A 17,777-nucleotide genomic window follows, 5' to 3' on the forward strand; every position below is an offset into this window, starting at 1 on the left:
GCGGAGGCACCGCGCGCGTACTGGACGTACTCGGCTGTGCCGACGACGCGGCGAGGTGCCGTGCCAGGCGTGGCGGGTCTGGGGGCACCTCCCAGCGGTAGCTGGGGGAGCAAGATCCGGAAGAGACGGCCTAGCGCCGGGCACCCCTACGGGCGGCGCCCGCCGAGGCCCTCGCGGCTGGGCGCCCCACGGCAAGACGCACGAGGCTCCTGCCGTGCCCGGCCGGCCAGACGCGCAACTGGTCGGCGGCCTGGTCGGGCCGCTGCTCGGGCACGGTACGAATCGGAACAGCAGGTCGGCGCCGGCTTCCGCCGGAATGAGGCTGGGTGCGGGTGCGTCGGTTCGGCCCGGCCGTCAGCCCGGCCGTCAGGCGCGCGACGCGAACCCACTCCGCCGGCTCGTCCTGGTGCCCTGCACGGGCACGGCATCCGACGCGGCGGCGGTCTCCCGAACGCTCATGTGCGGTGGCCGCCGCGTCCGCGTGTCTCTGGGTCCCGGCCGCCGCGACGTCCACCGCCTGTGCGCCGGGCTTCGGCGGTCGGCCCGTAGACGGACGCGGTGCGACCTTCCACGAGAGCGAACATCTGGTCGAGAACACCCTTGAGGTCCTGCCACGGGTTCGCGTGCTCATCGCGCGGGTCGCACGCCATGCCGCGACGATTACTCGGCTGTCTCCGCTCCATGGGTGCCCACCGTTCCTTCACTGCTCCTGCCTCGTGCCGGGCCGGAGGTGGTCAGCGGGCGTCTTCCCCCGTACCGGCCGTTCATGCGCAGGTCAGCCGGTCGGGGGCGGGGCTCCGTCGGCACACGTTCGCTGGTCCTCGCCGGGGTCGATGACCGCCGGCATGCGTCATGGAGCCGGTGTCCGAGGTGCGGCCGGGACGGGCATGCCGGTTGGGCCGAAGCCGAGTCATCCCGCCGGATCGCCCCCGGCGAGGTCGGTCGACTGCCGCACTTTCAGCATCACGCCACCCGAAGCGCCAGATGTGACAGGAAGAACTGCTGTGTTCGGACGCAGCGGCCGCGCCGCTTCCCACACCGCCGAAAAGTATGTTTTTGCGTCCCTGATGTTACGGGCGAGGCGCATGCGGTCGGATGTCCGCGAAAGGGGCGGCGGGCGGAGCCGTGCTGCGGCGCGCGGAGCCACGCGAGCGCCGTGGGCGCACCGCCTGCGAACCGGAAGCGCCCTGTGATGATCCGCTCGTCCTACGTAGCGTGGTGAAAGCGGAATAGCCGATCTCCGTATCGGAAACCGCCGCATGCGCATGCAGACCGCTCGTCCCCACAGCGAAAAGGAGTTCGACCATGACGTATGAGCGCCCCACCCTCACCAAGGCCGGCAGCTTCCGCAAGGTGACCGGGATCAAGAACACGGGGCCCAAGGACGTCCTCGGCGGCAAGCAGCTCCTCTGACATGAGGGACCGGCCGCGCCGCTGAACCGGGCGGTGGCGGCCGGGCCCGCGGGTGGCGGCACTCAGCCGCCACCCGGCCATCAGGCCACCCGCCACCCGGCCACCCGCTTCCCGCACATCGCCGACCGAAGGCCGCAGTCGTGGAAGAGTCCCTGTCACTCCAGGCCCTGCCCGCCTGGTTCGCCGTCCTGCCCGACACCGACGCGGCCGCCACCGTCGCCGCCCACGCGCTCGCCCACGCCGACCAGGCCCTGCGCCACCCATCTGGACGCCCCTGGCTCGTGGGCCGCTGGACACCCTCCAACATGGTGGTGGGCGAGTGCGGAGGAACCCGCATCGCCGTGCTCGGCGAACACTCCGTCACCGCGGAAGCGGCCCGGCGCGCCGCCGCGGCCGTCGAAGGCACGTCCCTGTCGACGCTCGACCGCATCAGCGCCACCTGGGCCGGCAGCCTCCACCTCGTGGCCAGCCGCGACCGACGGGTCCGGGTCCAGGGCGGCGTCGTCGGCATCAGGCGGGTGTTCTTCACCGATGCCGCTCTCCCGGCAGCCGGTGGCGTCAGCCTGGCCTCCGACCGGGCGGACGTACTCGCCGAACTGGTCGGCGCCCCGCTCGACGAACGCAGGCTCGCTCTCGAACTGCTCACCCTGGGCGTGCCGCACCCGCTCTCGGGCTCCCCGATGTGGAAGGGCGTACACGCCCAGCCCGGCGGCCACTACCTGACGCTCGACCCCGACGGACGGGCACAGGAGACCCGCTGGTGGTCGCCGCCCGAGCCGCACCTGTCCCTGGCCGAAGGCGCCGTGCGCTTCCGGGAGGCGCTGACCGCCGCCGTCGCCACGCGCACACGCGGGCGCGAGCTGGTGACGGCGGACCTGGGCGGCCTCGACTCCACCGCCGTGTGCTGCGCCGCCGCCCTCGGGGACGCGAAGGTCACGGCGTACACCGCCGCCATCCACGACGAACTCGGCGACGACGTGTACTGGGCGCGCCGCACCACCCAAGCCCTGGGAACGGTCGAGCACCACGTCGTCCCGGCGGCCGAACTGGCCATGACCTTCGACGGGATCGACGTACTCGACGACCTCCTGGACACCCCCAGCATCCTCACGGTCGACCGCAACCGCCGCATGCACATCGTCGCCCTGGCGGCAGCCCGCGGATCGAGCCTGCACCTGACCGGCCTGGGCGGCGACGAACTCCTCGCCGGAGCGCCCGCCCGCCTGCACGCGCTGATGGGTACGCATCCCCTCACCGCGCTGCGGGACCTGCGCGGATACACCGCGAAGTACCAGTGGTCCCGATGGCGCGTGCTGCGCCAGCTGCTGGACCGCCGCTCCTACCGGGCCTGGCTCGGCCGGGTCGCCCGCGACCTGGACGCTCCCCCGGCCCCGGCGGACGAACCGCTGCTCGACTGGTCGGCACCGCCCCGCATGCCCGGCTGGGCCACGCCCGAGGCCGTGGAAGCGGTGCGCGAGCTGCTCCGCACCCACCTCCCGGACGCCGAGCCCCGTGGCCGCGGCCACGGCGAGCACCGGGAGCTGGCCGCGATGGACGGCATCTCCCAATGGACCCGGCACATCGGCCAGATGGCCGCCCCGCTGGGCATCACGGTCGCGGCCCCCTACTACGACGACCGGGTGATCGAGGCAGCCCTCGCCGTCCGGCCGCAGGAGCGGATCACTCCGTGGCGGTACAAGCCGCTGATCGTCGAGGCCATGCGCGGCATCGTCCCCGAGGCCAGCCGCACCCGCGGCACCAAGGCCAACGCCACCTTCGAGGAAGAGGCGGGACTGCGCCGCCACCGTGCCCGCCTGCTGGCCCTGTGCGAGGAGTCGCGCCTCGCCCGGCTGGGTCTCGTCGACGCGAAGGCACTGCGCGAGTGGTGCCGCCGCGCCCTTTCGGCCGAGAGCGAGAGCTACCTGCTGCACCCGACGGTGGCCTGCGAAGTATGGCTGCGCTCCCGGGAGATGACGCCGTCCCCGAGGCGGCGCCCGCTGACGGAACGGGAAAGGTGATCCGATGTGCACGCTGAAGCCCGGGGTCCTGCTGACGGAGACCGAGTACGGCATGGCCCTGCTCGACCAGAAGAGCGCCGAGTACTGGACCCTCAACCCCACGGCGGCCCTCGTGCTCCGCGAGCTCCTGGACGGCCACGGCGCCGAACGGGCCGCGGCGGCCCTCGTCGAGCGGTACGAGGGCGTGGACGCCGACGTGGCCGCACGGGACGTCATGAGCATCGTCGAAGAATTCCGCTCCGCAGGGCTCATCACGCCGTAGCCGGCCACGGCCGCCGGGCCGTGGACCGCACCACCGGTTACCGGCCGCCCCCGCTGAAGGGACACGCACAGATGTCGACCCCGGAAGCCGTTCCCTACCGCCCCCGCTCCGTCCCCCTGGCCCGCCGCCTCGGGGCGCGCCTCGTGATCGGCTGCGCCCACCTGCTGGCCACCCTGCCGCCCCGCCGGATCCGGGCCGTGCTGGCCCTGCTACGCCGCGGATCCCGGCCCGCCACGCTGGCCGAGGCGGAAGCGGCCCGGGAGACGGTGCTCGCCGTGAGCCTGGCCGCGGGCGGGCACAAGGGCTGCCTGCCGCGGTCCCTGGCCACGGTGCTGCTGTGCCGCTGCCGCGGCCAGTGGCCCACCTGGTGCGTGGGGGTACGCACCCGCCCGCCGTTCGCCGCGCACGCCTGGGTGGAAGCCGAGGGCGAAGCGGTCGGCGAGGGCACGCCGGCCGGATACTTCCAGCGCTTCTTCGCGGTGGAGTGAGCCCGTGCCCCCCGCGATGCTCGCCCTCATCGGGCACCTCCGACCTCAGCGCGGCCGCATGGGCGCGGGTGTCCTGCTGGGTCTGCTCGGGAGCGTGATGGGCCTGGCCCAGCCCCTGGCGGCCAAGCAGGTGATGGACGACATGGGCCGCGGGGGTCCGGCGTACGGCCCCGTGGTCGTCCTCAGCGTGCTGGTGGCGGCGGGCGGAATCCTGGCCGGCCTCGGACACTACGTGCTGGACCGGTCCGCGGAGTCCATCGTCTGCACCGCCCGGCGCCGCCTGACGGACCGTCTGCTGGCCCTGCGCGTACCGGTGGTGGAGCGCACCGAACCGGGGGACCTGATCTCCCGCGTCACCTCCGACACGGCGCTCCTGCGGCAAAGCGCCCCCCGGGCGGTTTCGGCCGCGGTCACCGGCACCCTGATCACCCTCGCGACGGTGGTCATGATGGGCCTGCTCGATCCCGTGCTGCTCGGAGTCACGCTCGGTGTGATCGCCTTCGTCGGCGTCGTCGTCGCTGTCGTGTCCCCCCGGATCGGCCGGGCGACCCGGCATACGCAGGAGGCGGTCGGCCGTATGGGCGCCGCGCTGGAACGAGCCCTGGGCGCCTTCCGCACGATCAAGGCATCGGGTGCCGAACAGCGGGAGGCGCAAGCGCTGTACCGGGCGGCCGAGCACGCCCGGCGCACCGGTGTCCGCGCCGCCGCCTGGGAAGCGGTGTCCGCGACCCTCTCGGCGGTCGTGGTCCAGGTCTGCTTCCTGGTCGTGCTGGGGGTCGGGGGCGCGCGCGTCACCTCCGGCGCCATCGGGGTCTCCACCCTGGTCGCGTTCCTCCTCTACCTCTTCGCACTCGCCCCCCGGATCGGCCAACTCGTGGAAGGCGTCGTCCAGTTGCAGATCGGATCGGCCGCCGCCGCGCGGATCCTGGAGGTCGAGAGCCTGGCGGTGGAGAACCTGGAGGTCGAGAACCCGGAGCCCCGGGCGGCGTCGCACCGTGGAAGGGGAGGGGACACGGGCCGGCCGCAGGGCGATCCGCTGCCCGCCCGCGTGGCCTTCCGCGAGGTCCGCTTCGCCTACCGCCCCGGGCTGCCCCTGGTACACCACCGTGTCTCCTTCACCGTTCCAGGCGGAGGCCTGACCGCGTTCGTCGGCCCGTCCGGCACGGGCAAGACCACGGTCTTCTCCCTCATAGAACGCTTCTACGAGCCGGACGACGGGCACGTACTGCTGGACGGGAAGGACGTGCGGCAGTGGCCCCTGGCCGAACTGCGCGCCGCCATCGGATACGTGGAACAGGACGCGCCCGTCCTCGCCGGCACCCTGCGCGAGAACCTGACGCTGGGTGCGGTCGACGCCACGGAGGAAGAACTCCGCCACGCCCTGCGCCTCGTCCGCCTCGACGCGGTGACGGACCGCCTGCCCCATGGCCTCGATACCGACGTCGGCCACCGCGGCAGCAGACTCTCGGGCGGGGAGCGCCAGCGCGTCGCGATCGCCAGGGCCCTGCTGCGCCGCCCGCGACTGCTGCTGCTCGACGAAGCCACTTCGCAGCTCGACGCGGCCAACGAGGCGGCACTGCGCGACACCATCACCGACATCGCCGGCCGCATCACCGTCCTCGTCGTCGCCCACCGCCTGTCCACGGTCACCACGGCCGACCGCATCGTCGTGATGGAGGCGGGCCGCGTACGAGCGGTGGGCACCCACGCCGAACTCCTCACGGCGGACACCCTCTACCGCGAACTGGCCACCACGCAGCTCCTGAACGGCCGGTGAGCGCCGCCTGCGCCCAGCGCCCGGGTCATCGGTGTGCAGCCTTTCCTTCGGTACGGGCACGGTGAGGGCCGGCGGGGCGCCCGGAGCCCTCCCCGGTAGAGGCTGGGGGAGTGGGGTCGGGCCCGGCCGGCTCCTGGTCCGTGCGATGAGGAACATCAGCTCTGGGAGAGTGCCTTCAGCGCGGTGTTGAGTTCGAGGACGTTGACGCGGGGCTCTCCCATGAAGCCGAGGGTGCGGCCGGTGGTGTGTTCGGCGACGAGCTTCTCGACCTGCGTGACCTTGAGCCCGTTGCGCTCGGCGACGCGGTGGATCTGGAGCCGCGCGTAAGCGGGGGAGATGTGCGGGTCGAGGCCGGAGCCGGAGGAGGTGACGGCGTCGGCGGGGACGTCCTGGGGCTTGACCTGGTGATCGGCGGTGGAGTTGTCGGCGATGACGGCTTCCTTGGTGGAGACGACCTGGGCGCAGAGGGTGCCTTCCTCGGCGTCCTGGGTGCAGGTGCCGTTGACGGCGCCGTTGTCGGCGGATCGGTTGGTGGCGCCGGAGAGGATCAGCGCGTACTGCGTGTTGACGCTGTTGCTGCCCAGGCCGTTGGAGGGGCGAGGCTGGAACCACTTCAGGTCGGGCCGGGCGGCTTCCTGGGCGTCGTTCGGATCGTTCTTCGGCAGGTCGTAGGTCTGGCCGATGAGGGAGGATCCGACGGTCTGACCGTTCTTGTCCTTGATCTCGGAGCCGTTGGCCTTGTCGTTGAACAGGGTTTGGGCGATCCCGGTGACGGCGAGCGGGTAGACGATCCCGCAGATCACGGTCAGGACGAGCAGGGCCCGCAGTCCCGCGCCGAGCAACCGTGCCGCGTTTACTGCAGAGTTGTTCATGGGGTCAGCCGATTCGGGGGATGAGGGAGATGAGCAGGTCGATGAGCTTGATGCCGATGAACGGGGCGATCAGGCCGCCCAGTCCGTAGAGGCCGAGGTTGCGGCGGAGCATCTTGTCGGCGCTGGTCGGCTTGTACTGGACGCCCTTGAGGGCGAGCGGCACGAGGGCGATGATGATCAGCGCGTTGAAGATGACGGCCGAGAGGATCGCCGACTCGGGGGAGGCCAGGCCCATGATGTCGAGCTTGTCCAGGCCCGGGTAGACCACGGCGAACATGGCCGGGATGATCGCGAAGTACTTCGCCACGTCGTTGGCGATGGAGAACGTCGTCAGCGCGCCCCGGGTGATCAGGAGCTGCTTGCCGATCTCGACGATCTCGATGAGCTTGGTGGGGTCGGAGTCCAGGTCCACCATGTTCCCGGCCTCTTTGGCGGCCGAGGTGCCGGTGTTCATCGCCACCCCGACATCGGCCTGCGCGAGGGCGGGGGCGTCGTTGGTGCCGTCGCCGGTCATCGCGACGAGCTTGCCGCCGGCCTGCTCCCGCTTGATGAGGGCCATCTTGTCCTCGGGCGTCGCCTCGGCGAGGTAGTCGTCCACGCCCGCCTCTTCGGCGATGGCCTTCGCGGTCAGCGGGTTGTCACCGGTGATCATGACCGTCTTGATGCCCATGCGCCGCAGCTCCTCGAACCGCTCGCGCATGCCCTCCTTGACCACGTCCTTGAGGTGGATGACTCCCAGGACACGGGCACCCTCGGCGTCCTCGACGGCGACCAGCAGCGGCGTACCGCCGGCTTCGGAGATCCGGTCGGTCAGTGTCCGCGTGTCCTCGGAGACGCCACCGCCCTGCTCCTTCACCCAGGCCACGACCGAACCGGTCGCACCCTTGCGGATCTTCCTGCCGTCGACGTCGACGCCCGACATGCGGGTCTGGGCGGTGAAGGCGATCCACTCGGCGTGGGCGAGCTCGCCCTCGTGGCGTTCGCGCAGTCCGTGCTTCTCCTTCGCGAGGACGACGATGGAGCGCCCCTCGGGGGTCTCGTCGGCGAGGGACGACAGCTGGGCGGCACCGGCCAGCTCGGCCTCCGTGATGCCCTTGACCGGGACGAATTCGCAGGCCTGGCGGTTGCCGAGGGTGATGGTGCCGGTCTTGTCGAGCAGCAGCGTGGAGACGTCGCCGGCGGCCTCCACCGCGCGGCCGGACATGGCGAGCACGTTGCGCTGGACCAGGCGGTCCATGCCGGCGATGCCGATCGCGGACAGCAGCGCACCGATCGTGGTGGGGATCAGGCAGACCAGCAGGGCCGTGAGCACGATCATCGACTGCTCGGCGCCCGCGTAGATCGCGAACGGCTGCAGGGTCACGACCGCGAGCAGGAAGACGATCGTGAGGGACGCGAGCAGGATGTTCAGCGCGATCTCATTGGGTGTCTTCTGCCGGGCCGCGCCCTCCACGAGGGCGATCATCCGGTCGATGAAGGTCTCACCGGGCTTCGTCGTGATCTTGATGACGATCCGGTCGGACAGCACCTTCGTCCCGCCCGTGACGGCCGAGCGGTCGCCGCCCGACTCCCGGATCACCGGCGCGGACTCGCCGGTGATGGCCGACTCGTCCACGGAGGCGACGCCCTCGACGACGTCACCGTCGCCGGGGATGACGTCCCCGGCCTCGCACACCACCAGGTCGCCGATACGCAGATCCGCACCCGGGACCTGCTCCTCGCCCCGTCCGTCCTGCTTCAGACGTCGCGCGACGGAGTCGGTCTTGGCCTTGCGCAGGGTGTCCGCCTGCGCCTTGCCCCGGCCCTCCGCCACGGCCTCCGCGAGGTTCGCGAAGATCGTGGTCAGCCACAGCCACGCCGTGATCGCCCAGCCGAACCAGTCCCCCGGATCCTTCAGCGCCAGCACGGTGGTGACCACCGAGCCGACCAGGACCACGAACATGACCGGGGACTTGATCATGACGCGGGGGTCGAGCTTGCGGACTGCGTCGGGGAAGGACTTCAGCAACTGCTGGGGGTCGAAAAGGCCCCCGCCCACGCGTTCACCACCCGGCTTGTGGCCGGTGGGCACGTCCTGGTGCGGAGCCCTGGTGGGAGTGGCGGTGCTCATGATGCGAGCCCTTCGGCGAGCGGACCCAGTGCGAGGGCCGGGAAATAGGTCAGACCGGTGATGATGAGGATGGTTCCGACGAGCAGGCCGGCGTAGAGCGGCGTGTCGGTGCGCAGGGTGCCCGCGGTCTCGGGGACGGGCTTCTGCTCGGCGAGCGAGCCGGCCAGCGCGAGGACGAAGACCATGGGCAGGAAACGGCCCAGCAGCATGGCGATGCCGATGGTGCTGTTGAACCACTGCGTGTCGGCGTTCAGGCCCGCGAAGGCCGAGCCGTTGTTGTTGGCGCCCGAGGTGTAGGCGTAGAGGATCTCCGAGAAGCCGTGGGCGCCCGTGTTCGTCATCGAGTTCACCGGGGTGTCCAGGGCCATCGCCGCAGCGGTGAAGCCCAGGACCAGGGCCGGGGTGATCAGGATGTAGCAGGCCGCGAACTTGATCTCGCGGGTGCCGATCTTCTTGCCCAGGTACTCGGGGGTGCGGCCGACCATCAGACCGGCGATGAACACCGCGATGATCGCCATGATCAGCATGCCGTACAGGCCGGAACCCACCCCGCCGGGCGCGATCTCGCCCAACTGCATGCCCAGCAGCTGGATACCGCCGCCCAGACCCGTGTAGGAGGAGTGGAAGGAGTTCACCGCACCGGTCGAGGTCAAAGTGGTCGCCACCGAGAAGATCGCGGAAGCACCGATCCCGTAGCGGGTCTCCTTGCCCTCCATTGCCCCGCCCGCGATCTCGAAGGCCGGGCCGTGGTGGGCGAATTCGGTCCCCAGCATCAGCGCGGTGAAGGTGATCCAGATGATGCCCGTCGTCGCGAGGATCGCGTAGCCCTGGCGCAGGTTCCCGACCATCCGGCCGAAGGTGCGGGTCAGGGAGAACGGGATGACCAGGATCAGGAAGATCTCGAAGAGGTTCGAGAACGGGGTCGGGTTCTCGAAGGGGTGCGCGGAGTTGGCGTTGAAGTAGCCGCCGCCGTTCGTCCCCAGCTCCTTGATGACCTCCTGCGAGGCCACCGCCCCGCCGTTCCACTGCTGGGTGCCGCCCATGAACTGGCCGACCTCGCGGATCCCGGCGAAGTTCTGGATCACACCGCACGCGACCAGGACGACCGCGCCGACGACCGCCAGGGGCAGCAGGATCCGTACGGTGCCGCGCACCAGGTCCGCCCAGAAGTTGCCCAGCTCACCGGTGCGGGAGCGCGCGAAGCCCCGTACGAGCGCCACCGCGACGGCCATGCCGACCGCGGCCGACACGAAGTTCTGCACCGCCAGGCCGCCGGTCTGCACGACGTGGCCCATGGCCTGCTCACCGGCGTACGACTGCCAGTTGGTGTTCGCCACGAACGATGCGGCGGTGTTGAACGCCTGGTCCGGGTCGATCGGGGCGAAGCCGAGCGAGCCGGGCAGGATGCCCTGCAAGCGCTGCAGGGCGTAGAGGAAGAGGACGCTCACGGCGGAGAAGGCCAGGACGCCGCGCAGGTAGGCGGGCCGGCGCATCTCGGCGGCGGGGTCGGCGCCGATGGCCTTGTAGATCCACTTCTCCGGGCGGTAGTGCTTCTCGGAGGAGTAGACCCGCGCCATGTAGTCGCCCAGCGGGCGGTAAACGAGGGCGAGTGCGGCGATCAGCGCGAGGAGCTGGAGCACGCCGGCGGTTTGGGGACTCATCTGCTCAGAACCTCTCCGGGTACACGAGGGCGAGGACGAGGTAACCGAGCAGGGAGACGGCGACCAGCAGGCCGACGATGTTCTCGACCGTCACAGCCTGGTCACCCCCCGGGCGATGAGGGCCACCAGTGCGAAGACCGCGACCGTGGTGACGACGAAGGCCGGATCGGCCATCGTGAGCTCCTGGATGAAGAGGGAAGTGGTGAATCGGCCAGATGGCCGATGACGAGATAACCGTGTCTTCATCCCGGCGTTAAGACGCCTTGACGGTCTCCATACGCAGGGCGGGGAACTCTTGACGGCGTCCTGACGCGCGCGAGCCCGCGAACGCTCACTGACCTGCGTTGACGCGCCCTTTACGGCCCCCAGCGCATCCCGTGCACCGCCGTCAAGAAGGCGGCAATCCCTCGGCTCGCATGCGGAGCCGACCGCGATCGGGCAGTAGCCTCCTGCCTGTTGCGCCGCCGGGGACCTCGATCACTCACATGACGGCCGAGGGGGTCCACGCGAGGCAGTCCCCGGCGGCGACACCTCCAGTAGTGCGCGACACCGTACCGGGGTGGTGGCGTGTCCGGTGGGCCGGTTCGCCCCGTGACGGCTCGGGGCGTCCGGAGACTCAGCTCCGATTCACGGCCTTAGGGGAGGTCCTCGGGGTGGGGGCCTGTGGCGTACGGGTTCGGCTCGCCCTCGGCGAGCACGGCTACGAAGGGCTCGCCCTCGCCGGCGAAGGTGTAGGCGCCGTTCTCGATGCGGCCGATCAGTCCGCGGGTCCAGGCCGCTTCGCTGTCGGCGGAGTGGAGCCACATGTTCATGATCTCGCCGATGTGGCCGAGCTGGCCGGGCCCGTTCTCCGGCGTGTAGTACTCGGTGACCGAGGACCGCCACTGCTGAAGCCGCTCGATCCTCTCCCTGAGGAGCGCGACGGCCTCGTCCCGCGGCAGGTCGACGATGAACCCGACGCCGGCGGAGAGCACGTCCATCTTCTGGTCGTACGAGGTCAGGGCCTGGCGCAGCTGCGTGAGGTACTCCTCCGTTCCCTGCTCGGTGATCTCGTACTCGACCCGGGGCGGACCGCCGACGGTGCTCGGTGCGACCTCGTGCGCCAGGAGGAGTCCCTCCTTCGCCATCTGCTTGAGCGCGTGGTAGATCGAGCCCGGCTTGGCGTTGGACCATTCGTGGGCGCCCCAGTACTCCAGGTCGTTGCGCACCTGGTAGCCGTGTGCCCGTCCGTGCTGGCGGACCGCGCCGAGGACCAGCAGCCGGATCGCTGACATGGGCGTCTCCCTTCAAGACAACTTTGACTAGCCTATCGGTAGACAAGTTTGACCAGCCTGTTGCCGGTGCATCTTCCCGGGTAATCAAGTTTGACTAAGCGCCCGCGGGTCCGTACTGTTCGGCAAGTAGTCAAGTTTGACGAGAAGGGGAGGGTGCATTGTCCGACCGCGATCCGGCGATCATCGTCGAAGGCCTGCGGAAGAGGTTCGGGGACAAGCAGGCCCTCGACGGCCTCGATCTCACCGTCGATGCCGGGACGGTCCAGGGGATCCTCGGCCCGAACGGCGCCGGCAAGACCACCGCGGTGCGCATCATGTCCACGCTGCTGCGCCCTGACGAAGGACGCGTGGAGGTGGCGGGAGCCGACGTACGGACCCGGGCCCGCGAGGTGCGCTCGCGGATCGGGATGCTCGGCCAGAACGCCGCGGTGGACGAGGAACTCGGCGGCCGGCAGAACCTGGAGATGTTCGGCAGGCTCCACCGCCTCGGCGCGCGCCGCGCGGGCACCCGGGCCGATGAACTGCTCGGCCGGTTCGGGCTCGCGGACACCGACGGCAAGGCCGTCAGGCACTACAGCGGCGGTATGAGGCGCCGGCTGGACCTCGCGGCGTCGCTGATCTCCCGGCCGCAGGTGCTCTTCCTGGACGAGCCCACGACCGGACTCGACCCCCGCGGCCGCACGGAGGTGTGGAACGCGGTCCGCTCGCTGGTGGACGGCGGTACGACCGTCCTGCTGACGACGCAGTACCTGGAGGAGGCCGACCAGCTGGCCGACCGCATCGCGGTGATCGACCACGGCAGGGTCATCGCGCAGGGCACGGCGGAGGAGCTGAAGTCCATGACGGGCGGCGACCGCATCGACGTGGTGCTGCACGACGCGGCGCAACTGGCACGCGCGTCGTCCCTCCTGCCCGGCGAGGCGGTGGTGGACGAGGATCGCAGGCTGGTCAGCACCTCGGTCACCGACCGGATGCGGGCCCTGACCGAGACGGTGCGGGCCCTGGAGGCCGCCGGCATCGAGGCGCAGGACATCGCGGTACGCCGGCCGACGCTCGACGAAGTCTTCATCCACCTGACCAAGGAGGAGGCCGCATGAGTGCGACGCTCACCGTGGGTACGGCGCACGGCAGCACCGGTTCGAAGCTGCGCTGGGCGGCCGCCGACTCCTGGACGATGACCAGGCGCGAGCTGGCCCACTGGGCGCGCCGGCCCGCTCAGGTGGTGGTCGGGCTCGTCTTCCCGGTGATGATGCTGATGATGTTCGGCTATCTGATCGGGGGCGGACGGGGCGTCGACGGTGACTTCACCTCCTACCTGGTGCCCGGCATGTTCGCCATGACCATGGCCTTCGGCCTCGACGCGACGATGCTCGCGGTCACCCAGGACCTGGGCAAGGGGGTCATCGACCGGTTCCGGGCCATGCCGATGTACTCCGGCGCGGTGCTGGTCGGACGGAGCGTCGCCGACATGCTCCAGTCGGCGGTCGGCCTCAGCGTGATGATCGCGGTCGGATACGCGCTCGGATGGCGCTGGCACCACGGATTCGCCTCGTTCCTGGCGGCGGTGGGACTGCTGTTGCTGCTCCGGTTCGCGATGCTCTGGATCGGCATCCACCTGGCGCTGGTCGCGGGCAAGCCGGAACTGGTGCAGGCCGTACAGATCCTGGTCTGGCCCGTCACCTTCCTGTCCAACGCCATCGCCGCACCGCAGTCGATGCCTGCCTGGCTGGGCGCGATCGTGGAATGGAACCCGCTGTCGGCGACGTGCACCGCCGTACGCGGCCTGTTCGGCAACCCCGATGCCGGCGGCGGCTCCTGGGCCGCCACCCACGCGGAACTGCTCGCCGTCGCCTGGCCGGCGGCCCTGATCGCGGTGTTCTTCCCCCTGGCGGTCAAGCGCTTCCGGGACCTGAGCCGATGACCCGCCCTTCGAACCGCCCCCAAACGTCCACCGCTTCGTCCACCGCTTCGTCCACCGCCTCATCCACTGCTTCGTCCACGAACCGAGGGAGTACCGTGCCCAACTCCACGCCCACCCCTGTGACCGGCTCCGCTTCCGGTGACGTCGTAGCCCCTCTTCCGCCGCTCGCCGTCCAGGCCGAGCACCTGATCGAGCTCGGCGTACCCGAGATCGCCGGGATCTCCGCCGCCGAGGTACGGGCCTTCGCCGCCGCCGGCGGCGAGGACGTCCTGCTCGCCGTCCACCCGGACCGGGCCCCCGCGTCCGCCCTCGCTCCGCTGCTGCGCCGCCAGGACAAGCCCGGCTTCGTCGTCACCGACATGCATGACGTCGACCGGTTCGCGCCCCACGAGGTGGAGCTGCCCGACGCACCCCTCTACCTCGTCGCCGCGCCCGACCGGGGCGACCGCATGTCCAACTGGAGCCCGGAGGAGGCACTGCCCGCCCTCACCGCGGAGGGCCGCAGCCCGCTGCTGCTGACCGAGGGCATCCACTGGGTGCTCCAGCAGCCGCAGGCCCTGGAGCGCAACCGCTGCTTCATGACCATCGGCTCCCGCCTGCGCAAGGACAACGGCGCTCTGGACGCCCGCACCCCGGCGGTCTGGATCAGCAACGGCACCGGACGGGACGGCCGCGAGCGGCGCGGCGCCCCCAAGGTCGGCTGGTGCTGGTGGAACAACCGCCACACCTGGCTCGGCTTCGCCTCCACGACGGGCCGCCGCCCCTGACCGGGCACGCTCCCCGCCCTGCCGCGCCCCGGCCCGGCCAGGACGGCCCGGACCCGACCGGACCGGCCTGGCTCGGCGGCGCGGTGGCCGCACGGCCGAGCCGCCGAGGACGACGGGGTCGAGACCATCCTCTCGGTGGCTCCTTTCCCCGCAGCGCCGCAGGATCGTGGCGCGCCGGAGGTACTGGCCGATCGGCGGGGCTGGCCGACCGGCGGGGCTGTGAAAATCGCTGTCCGATCACCGGAGCGCGGTGATAGAGATCCGGCGTGGACAAGAATCTTGAGTTCGCCGACCTGCTGCGCCTGGTCGATGAGCGGTCGACCGCCTTCCGCACCGCGGTCGCCGCCGCGCCCAGTCTCGACGCACCGGTGCCGAGCTGCCCCGGGTGGACGCTGTTCGATCTGGTGAAGCACCTGGGTGGAGGAGACCGTTACTGGGCCGCCATCGTCGGCGCCGGGCCGGCCGACGCTCCTCCCGCCGAGGCCATAGCCGCGCGCGCCGCTCTGGAAGTACCGCGGGAGCGCGAGGCCCTGCTGGCCTGGCTGGCCGCGTCGACGCAGCTTCTGCTGAGCACGCTGCGCGGGGCCGGACCGGACGCCGGCTGCTGGGCGTGGTGGAGCACCCTGCAGACGCCGCGGACCGCCGGCGGAGTCGCCCGGCACCGGGTCCAGGAGAGCGCGGTGCACACCTACGACGCCCAGCTCGCCGCGGGCGCCCCGCAGCCGCTGCCGGCCGGGGTCGCACTCGACGGTGTCGAGGAGTTCCTGTTCACCTGCGTCGCGACGCCCAGTGCCTGGCCGCACAAGCCGACGACCTTCGACTTCCACACCGCCGAGGGCCGCACCTGGCGCCTCACGGTCGACGGCGACGGCGCGCGCTCCACCCGCATCCCCGCGCCCACGGCCGCGACGGACGAGGATGCGGACGCGGCCGGCGCCTCCGTCCACGGCACGGCCAGTGAGTTGGTCCTCTACCTGTACGACCGAATCCCCGCCGAGTCCTTGCACGTTGACGGCGACGCAGGGCTGTTCGACCTGCTCCGCGCCTGGGAGCCGGAGGAGTAGGACGGGCCCGAACCCGCTGCCGGCCCCGAAGCGGGGCTACAGGTCGAGTGCGCGGGCGAGCACCCATGCGGCGCTGCGGTTGGTGCATGGGGCAGGTGCATCCGGCGCCGGAGGGGGACCCAGACCGTTCGGAGATCACCGAGAGCAATCTGGGGGTGCGCATCACGCGGGTCTTGCTCACCGCTTCCGGCGCCACCACCCGCGAGCGGCTGGTCGGCCGGGAACTCGGTTCGGAGCTGGAGCAGGAGCTGAGGGGCAGCGCACGCACGGCGCGGCTTCTGGACGAGCGGGCCTGCGCGGGGACCGTGCGGGTGGTAACGGACGGGCGGCCTGTCGTGGACATCGCGCGCGAGGTGGTGGCCGCCACCGGCTGGGCCGGGCGCAATGCCGCCCGCCGCCGACCCGCTGACCTGCTGACCCGCTGTCGTGCGGGCGCCAGGGCGGCCGGCTACGGCGGGTTCTCCTCGCGGTCCGGGGCCTCGGGCGCGGGGCGGTCTTCTTCGCGCCGGGCCGCCGACCGGTCCTCGTAGCGGTCCTCCTCCCGCTCCGCGGAGTGGCCCGCGTGCCCGGCCGCGTCCCGGTCCGCGTTGCCGTCCGCGCCCGGGGCCGGCCGTCCCGCCCGGTCCTGACCGGTGGGGGCGGGGTCCCGTACCGCGTCCGAATCTTCGTCCGCGCCGGCCCGGATGTGGCCGACGACCGTGTGGATGACGGCGACCAGCGGGACCGCGATGACCGCCCCGCCGATGCCGGCGATCAGCCCGCCCGAGGCGACCGCCAGGACCACGGCCAGGGGGTGCACCCGGACGGCGCGGCCCAGGATGAACGGCTGGAGGACGTGGCCCTCGATCTGCTGGACGATCAGTACCACCATCAGGGTCATCACCGCGGTGAACAGTCCCTGGGTGACCAGGGCGACGATCACGGCGAGCGCGCCCGAGGCGACCGCTCCGACCAGCGGCACGAACGAGGCCAGGAAGATCACGACGGCGATGGGCACGGCCAGCGGCACCCCGAGGAAGTAGATGCCGACACCGATGAAGACCGCGTCGATCATGGCGACGATCATCGTTCCGCGCACGTACGCGGTCAGGGTGCGCCAGGCCGGCGGGCCCGCGCCGGCCATCGCGGGCCGGGCCGCGGCCGGTACGAGGCGCAGGGTCCACTCCCAGATGCGCCTGCCGTCGTACAGCAGGAACAGCGTGCAGAAGATGGTCAGGAGCACCCCGGTGATCAGCTCGACCAGGATGGTCACGCCCTGGAGGCCGGTCGAGGCGATGTTGTCGGCGCCCGTGCCGATCGCGTCGCTCAGCCGGCTCGCGATGTCGTTGATCTGCTCCTCGGTCACGTGGAGCGGGCTGTTCACGAGCCAGCGCTTCAGCTCCTCGATGCCTTCCTGGAGGCGGCTGGACAGACTGCCGAGGTTGTTGAGTACCTGCCATACGACGAACCAGCCTGCCAGACCGAGGACGATGAACCCGCAGACCGCCGTGACCGCGGTGGCCGGCCCCCGGGACAGGCCCCACCGTTGCAGGCGGGTGACCGTCGGCTGGAGCAGCGCGGTGACCAGCAGTGCCGCCACGAACGCCAGCGCGGCCAGCCGGACGGACCCGATCACCCGCATCAAGATCCACAGGGCGGCGGCGATCACCACGAAGCGCCAGCCCACCTCCGCCGCGACCCGTATGCCCCAGGGCACCGCTTGCGCGGGGGCCGCGGAACTCGGGCGGGCCCGCTGTCCGGCGCGCGCCTCCCGGACCCGTTCGGCTTCGGCTTGCGCCTCGTGACGTGCCAGAGCCCGCGCCCTGCGCTCACCGAACGCGGCGGCGCCGCCCTTGAGGCGCTCGGTCCAGCTGCGGATGACGGGCACGACGCACCACCTCCCTACGGCCACCACCTGCCCGTCTGCCCCGGCTGCGCGTGATCAGGCGGGGCAGGCCGGCCGGACGCGGGGCGGGACGTCCGGCATGCCACGCGAACCCGTGGGGAATCCGGCGCGCCGGTCGGGCATCTGCCGCAACCCCGGGCCCGGTTGGGTGTCGCCCCCCGCCCCCTGTCGCTCCATGAATCAGGATCATCACTCCATGTAAGGGTGGGGGGCGCGGCCGCGCCCCCCACCCGAGGTGGCACATGCGACTGACCGGAACGAGAGG

At 71.4% G+C, this 17,777-nt stretch carries 15 protein-coding genes and 1 pseudogene; 10 read left to right on the plus strand and 6 right to left on the minus strand.

Features of this window, described 5'->3' with window-relative positions; translation table 11 throughout:
* Positions 1–1,305: 1,305 nt before the first annotated feature.
* The 5 genes from ACFY7H_RS13690 (at position 1,306) to ACFY7H_RS13710 (ending at position 5,958) form a co-directional block, all read left to right on the plus strand.
* A complete protein-coding gene (locus ACFY7H_RS13690) occupies positions 1,306–1,413 on the plus strand; it encodes a keywimysin-related RiPP (protein ID WP_158688462.1) in 108 nt (35 codons plus the stop codon).
* A gap of 140 nt (positions 1,414–1,553) precedes the next feature.
* Positions 1,554–3,431 carry a lasso peptide isopeptide bond-forming cyclase gene (locus tag ACFY7H_RS13695; protein ID WP_388937625.1) on the plus strand — a complete coding sequence of 626 codons (1,878 nt, stop codon included), beginning with the start codon at positions 1,554–1,556 and terminating at the stop codon, positions 3,429–3,431.
* A 4-nt stretch (positions 3,432–3,435) separates the two neighbouring features.
* Positions 3,436–3,693 carry a lasso peptide biosynthesis PqqD family chaperone gene (locus tag ACFY7H_RS13700; protein WP_388937626.1) on the plus strand — a complete coding sequence of 86 codons (258 nt, stop codon included), beginning with the start codon at positions 3,436–3,438 and terminating at the stop codon, positions 3,691–3,693.
* A 71-nt stretch (positions 3,694–3,764) separates the two neighbouring features.
* On the plus strand, positions 3,765–4,181 hold the full coding sequence (locus tag ACFY7H_RS13705) for a lasso peptide biosynthesis B2 protein (RefSeq protein WP_388937628.1): 417 nt from the start codon (positions 3,765–3,767) through the stop codon (positions 4,179–4,181).
* Between the two features lie 16 nt (positions 4,182–4,197).
* Entirely contained in the window at positions 4,198–5,958 is a 1,761-nt protein-coding gene (locus ACFY7H_RS13710) for an ABC transporter ATP-binding protein (RefSeq protein WP_388938118.1), read from the plus strand.
* A gap of 155 nt (positions 5,959–6,113) precedes the next feature.
* Here ACFY7H_RS13710 and ACFY7H_RS13715 read toward each other — a convergent pair whose 3' ends face one another.
* From ACFY7H_RS13715 to ACFY7H_RS13735, 5 genes are all read right to left on the minus strand, one after another.
* Positions 6,114–6,830, minus strand: coding sequence for a potassium-transporting ATPase subunit C (locus tag ACFY7H_RS13715; RefSeq protein WP_388937629.1), 717 nt, complete (start codon positions 6,828–6,830; stop codon positions 6,114–6,116).
* Between the two features lie 4 nt (positions 6,831–6,834).
* Positions 6,835–8,940, minus strand: coding sequence for a potassium-transporting ATPase subunit KdpB (gene kdpB, locus ACFY7H_RS13720; RefSeq protein ID WP_388937631.1), 2,106 nt, complete (start codon positions 8,938–8,940; stop codon positions 6,835–6,837).
* Complete coding sequence (gene kdpA, locus ACFY7H_RS13725) at positions 8,937–10,601, minus strand: potassium-transporting ATPase subunit KdpA (RefSeq protein WP_388937634.1); 1,665 nt, start codon at positions 10,599–10,601, stop codon at positions 8,937–8,939. Before kdpA ends, kdpB begins: the two co-directional genes overlap by 4 nt.
* Positions 10,602–10,605: 4 nt before the next feature.
* Complete coding sequence (gene kdpF, locus ACFY7H_RS13730; RefSeq protein WP_037633766.1) at positions 10,606–10,695, minus strand: K(+)-transporting ATPase subunit F; 90 nt, start codon at positions 10,693–10,695, stop codon at positions 10,606–10,608.
* Positions 10,696–11,236: 541 nt separating this feature from the next.
* Positions 11,237–11,875, minus strand: coding sequence for a PadR family transcriptional regulator (locus ACFY7H_RS13735; RefSeq protein WP_388937637.1), 639 nt, complete (start codon positions 11,873–11,875; stop codon positions 11,237–11,239).
* A gap of 158 nt (positions 11,876–12,033) precedes the next feature.
* Here ACFY7H_RS13735 and ACFY7H_RS13740 point away from each other — a divergent pair, with 158 nt between their 5' ends.
* The 5 genes and pseudogenes from ACFY7H_RS13740 to ACFY7H_RS13760 form a co-directional block, all read left to right on the plus strand.
* Complete coding sequence (locus ACFY7H_RS13740) at positions 12,034–12,972, plus strand: ATP-binding cassette domain-containing protein (RefSeq protein WP_388937638.1); 939 nt, start codon at positions 12,034–12,036, stop codon at positions 12,970–12,972.
* On the plus strand, positions 12,969–13,796 hold the full coding sequence (locus ACFY7H_RS13745) for an ABC transporter permease (RefSeq protein WP_388937640.1): 828 nt from the start codon (positions 12,969–12,971) through the stop codon (positions 13,794–13,796). The genes ACFY7H_RS13740 and ACFY7H_RS13745 overlap by 4 nt, the downstream gene beginning before the upstream one ends.
* 95 nt (positions 13,797–13,891) lie before the next feature.
* Positions 13,892–14,563, plus strand: coding sequence for a DUF5701 family protein (locus tag ACFY7H_RS13750; RefSeq protein WP_388937642.1), 672 nt, complete (start codon positions 13,892–13,894; stop codon positions 14,561–14,563).
* Between the two features lie 266 nt (positions 14,564–14,829).
* Complete coding sequence (locus ACFY7H_RS13755) at positions 14,830–15,627, plus strand: maleylpyruvate isomerase family mycothiol-dependent enzyme (protein WP_388937644.1); 798 nt, start codon at positions 14,830–14,832, stop codon at positions 15,625–15,627.
* Positions 15,609–16,007: pseudogene (locus ACFY7H_RS13760) on the plus strand (hypothetical protein); the annotation flags it as partial. The gene ACFY7H_RS13755 and the pseudogene ACFY7H_RS13760, both read left to right, overlap by 19 nt.
* A gap of 68 nt (positions 16,008–16,075) precedes the next feature.
* On the opposite strand, the gene ACFY7H_RS13765 reads toward ACFY7H_RS13760, so the two are convergent.
* Positions 16,076–17,494 carry an AI-2E family transporter gene (locus tag ACFY7H_RS13765; protein ID WP_388937646.1) on the minus strand — a complete coding sequence of 473 codons (1,419 nt, stop codon included), beginning with the start codon at positions 17,492–17,494 and terminating at the stop codon, positions 16,076–16,078.
* Positions 17,495–17,777: the final 283 nt, after the last annotated feature.

Origin of the sequence: Streptomyces sp. NPDC012794 (assembly GCF_042901085.1) — a bacterium.
Classification (GTDB): Bacteria; Actinomycetota; Actinomycetes; order Streptomycetales; family Streptomycetaceae; genus Streptomyces.

What these genes read in the sequence shown, in the direction of transcription:
- kdpB (WP_388937631.1), bottom strand. Translation starts at nt 8,940, where the DNA reads ATGAGCACCGCCACTCCCACCAGGGCTCCGCACCAGGACGTGCCCACC.
- kdpA (WP_388937634.1), bottom strand. Translation starts at nt 10,601, where the DNA reads ATGAGTCCCCAAACCGCCGGCGTGCTCCAGCTCCTCGCGCTGATCGCC.
- ACFY7H_RS13690 (WP_158688462.1), top strand. Translation starts at nt 1,306, where the DNA reads ATGACGTATGAGCGCCCCACCCTCACCAAGGCCGGCAGCTTCCGCAAG.
- ACFY7H_RS13700 (WP_388937626.1), top strand. Translation starts at nt 3,436, where the DNA reads ATGTGCACGCTGAAGCCCGGGGTCCTGCTGACGGAGACCGAGTACGGC.
- ACFY7H_RS13745 (WP_388937640.1), top strand. Translation starts at nt 12,969, where the DNA reads ATGAGTGCGACGCTCACCGTGGGTACGGCGCACGGCAGCACCGGTTCG.
- ACFY7H_RS13715 (WP_388937629.1), bottom strand. Translation starts at nt 6,830, where the DNA reads ATGAACAACTCTGCAGTAAACGCGGCACGGTTGCTCGGCGCGGGACTG.
- ACFY7H_RS13710 (WP_388938118.1), top strand. Translation starts at nt 4,198, where the DNA reads ATGCTCGCCCTCATCGGGCACCTCCGACCTCAGCGCGGCCGCATGGGC.
- ACFY7H_RS13735 (WP_388937637.1), bottom strand. Translation starts at nt 11,875, where the DNA reads ATGTCAGCGATCCGGCTGCTGGTCCTCGGCGCGGTCCGCCAGCACGGA.
- ACFY7H_RS13705 (WP_388937628.1), top strand. Translation starts at nt 3,765, where the DNA reads ATGTCGACCCCGGAAGCCGTTCCCTACCGCCCCCGCTCCGTCCCCCTG.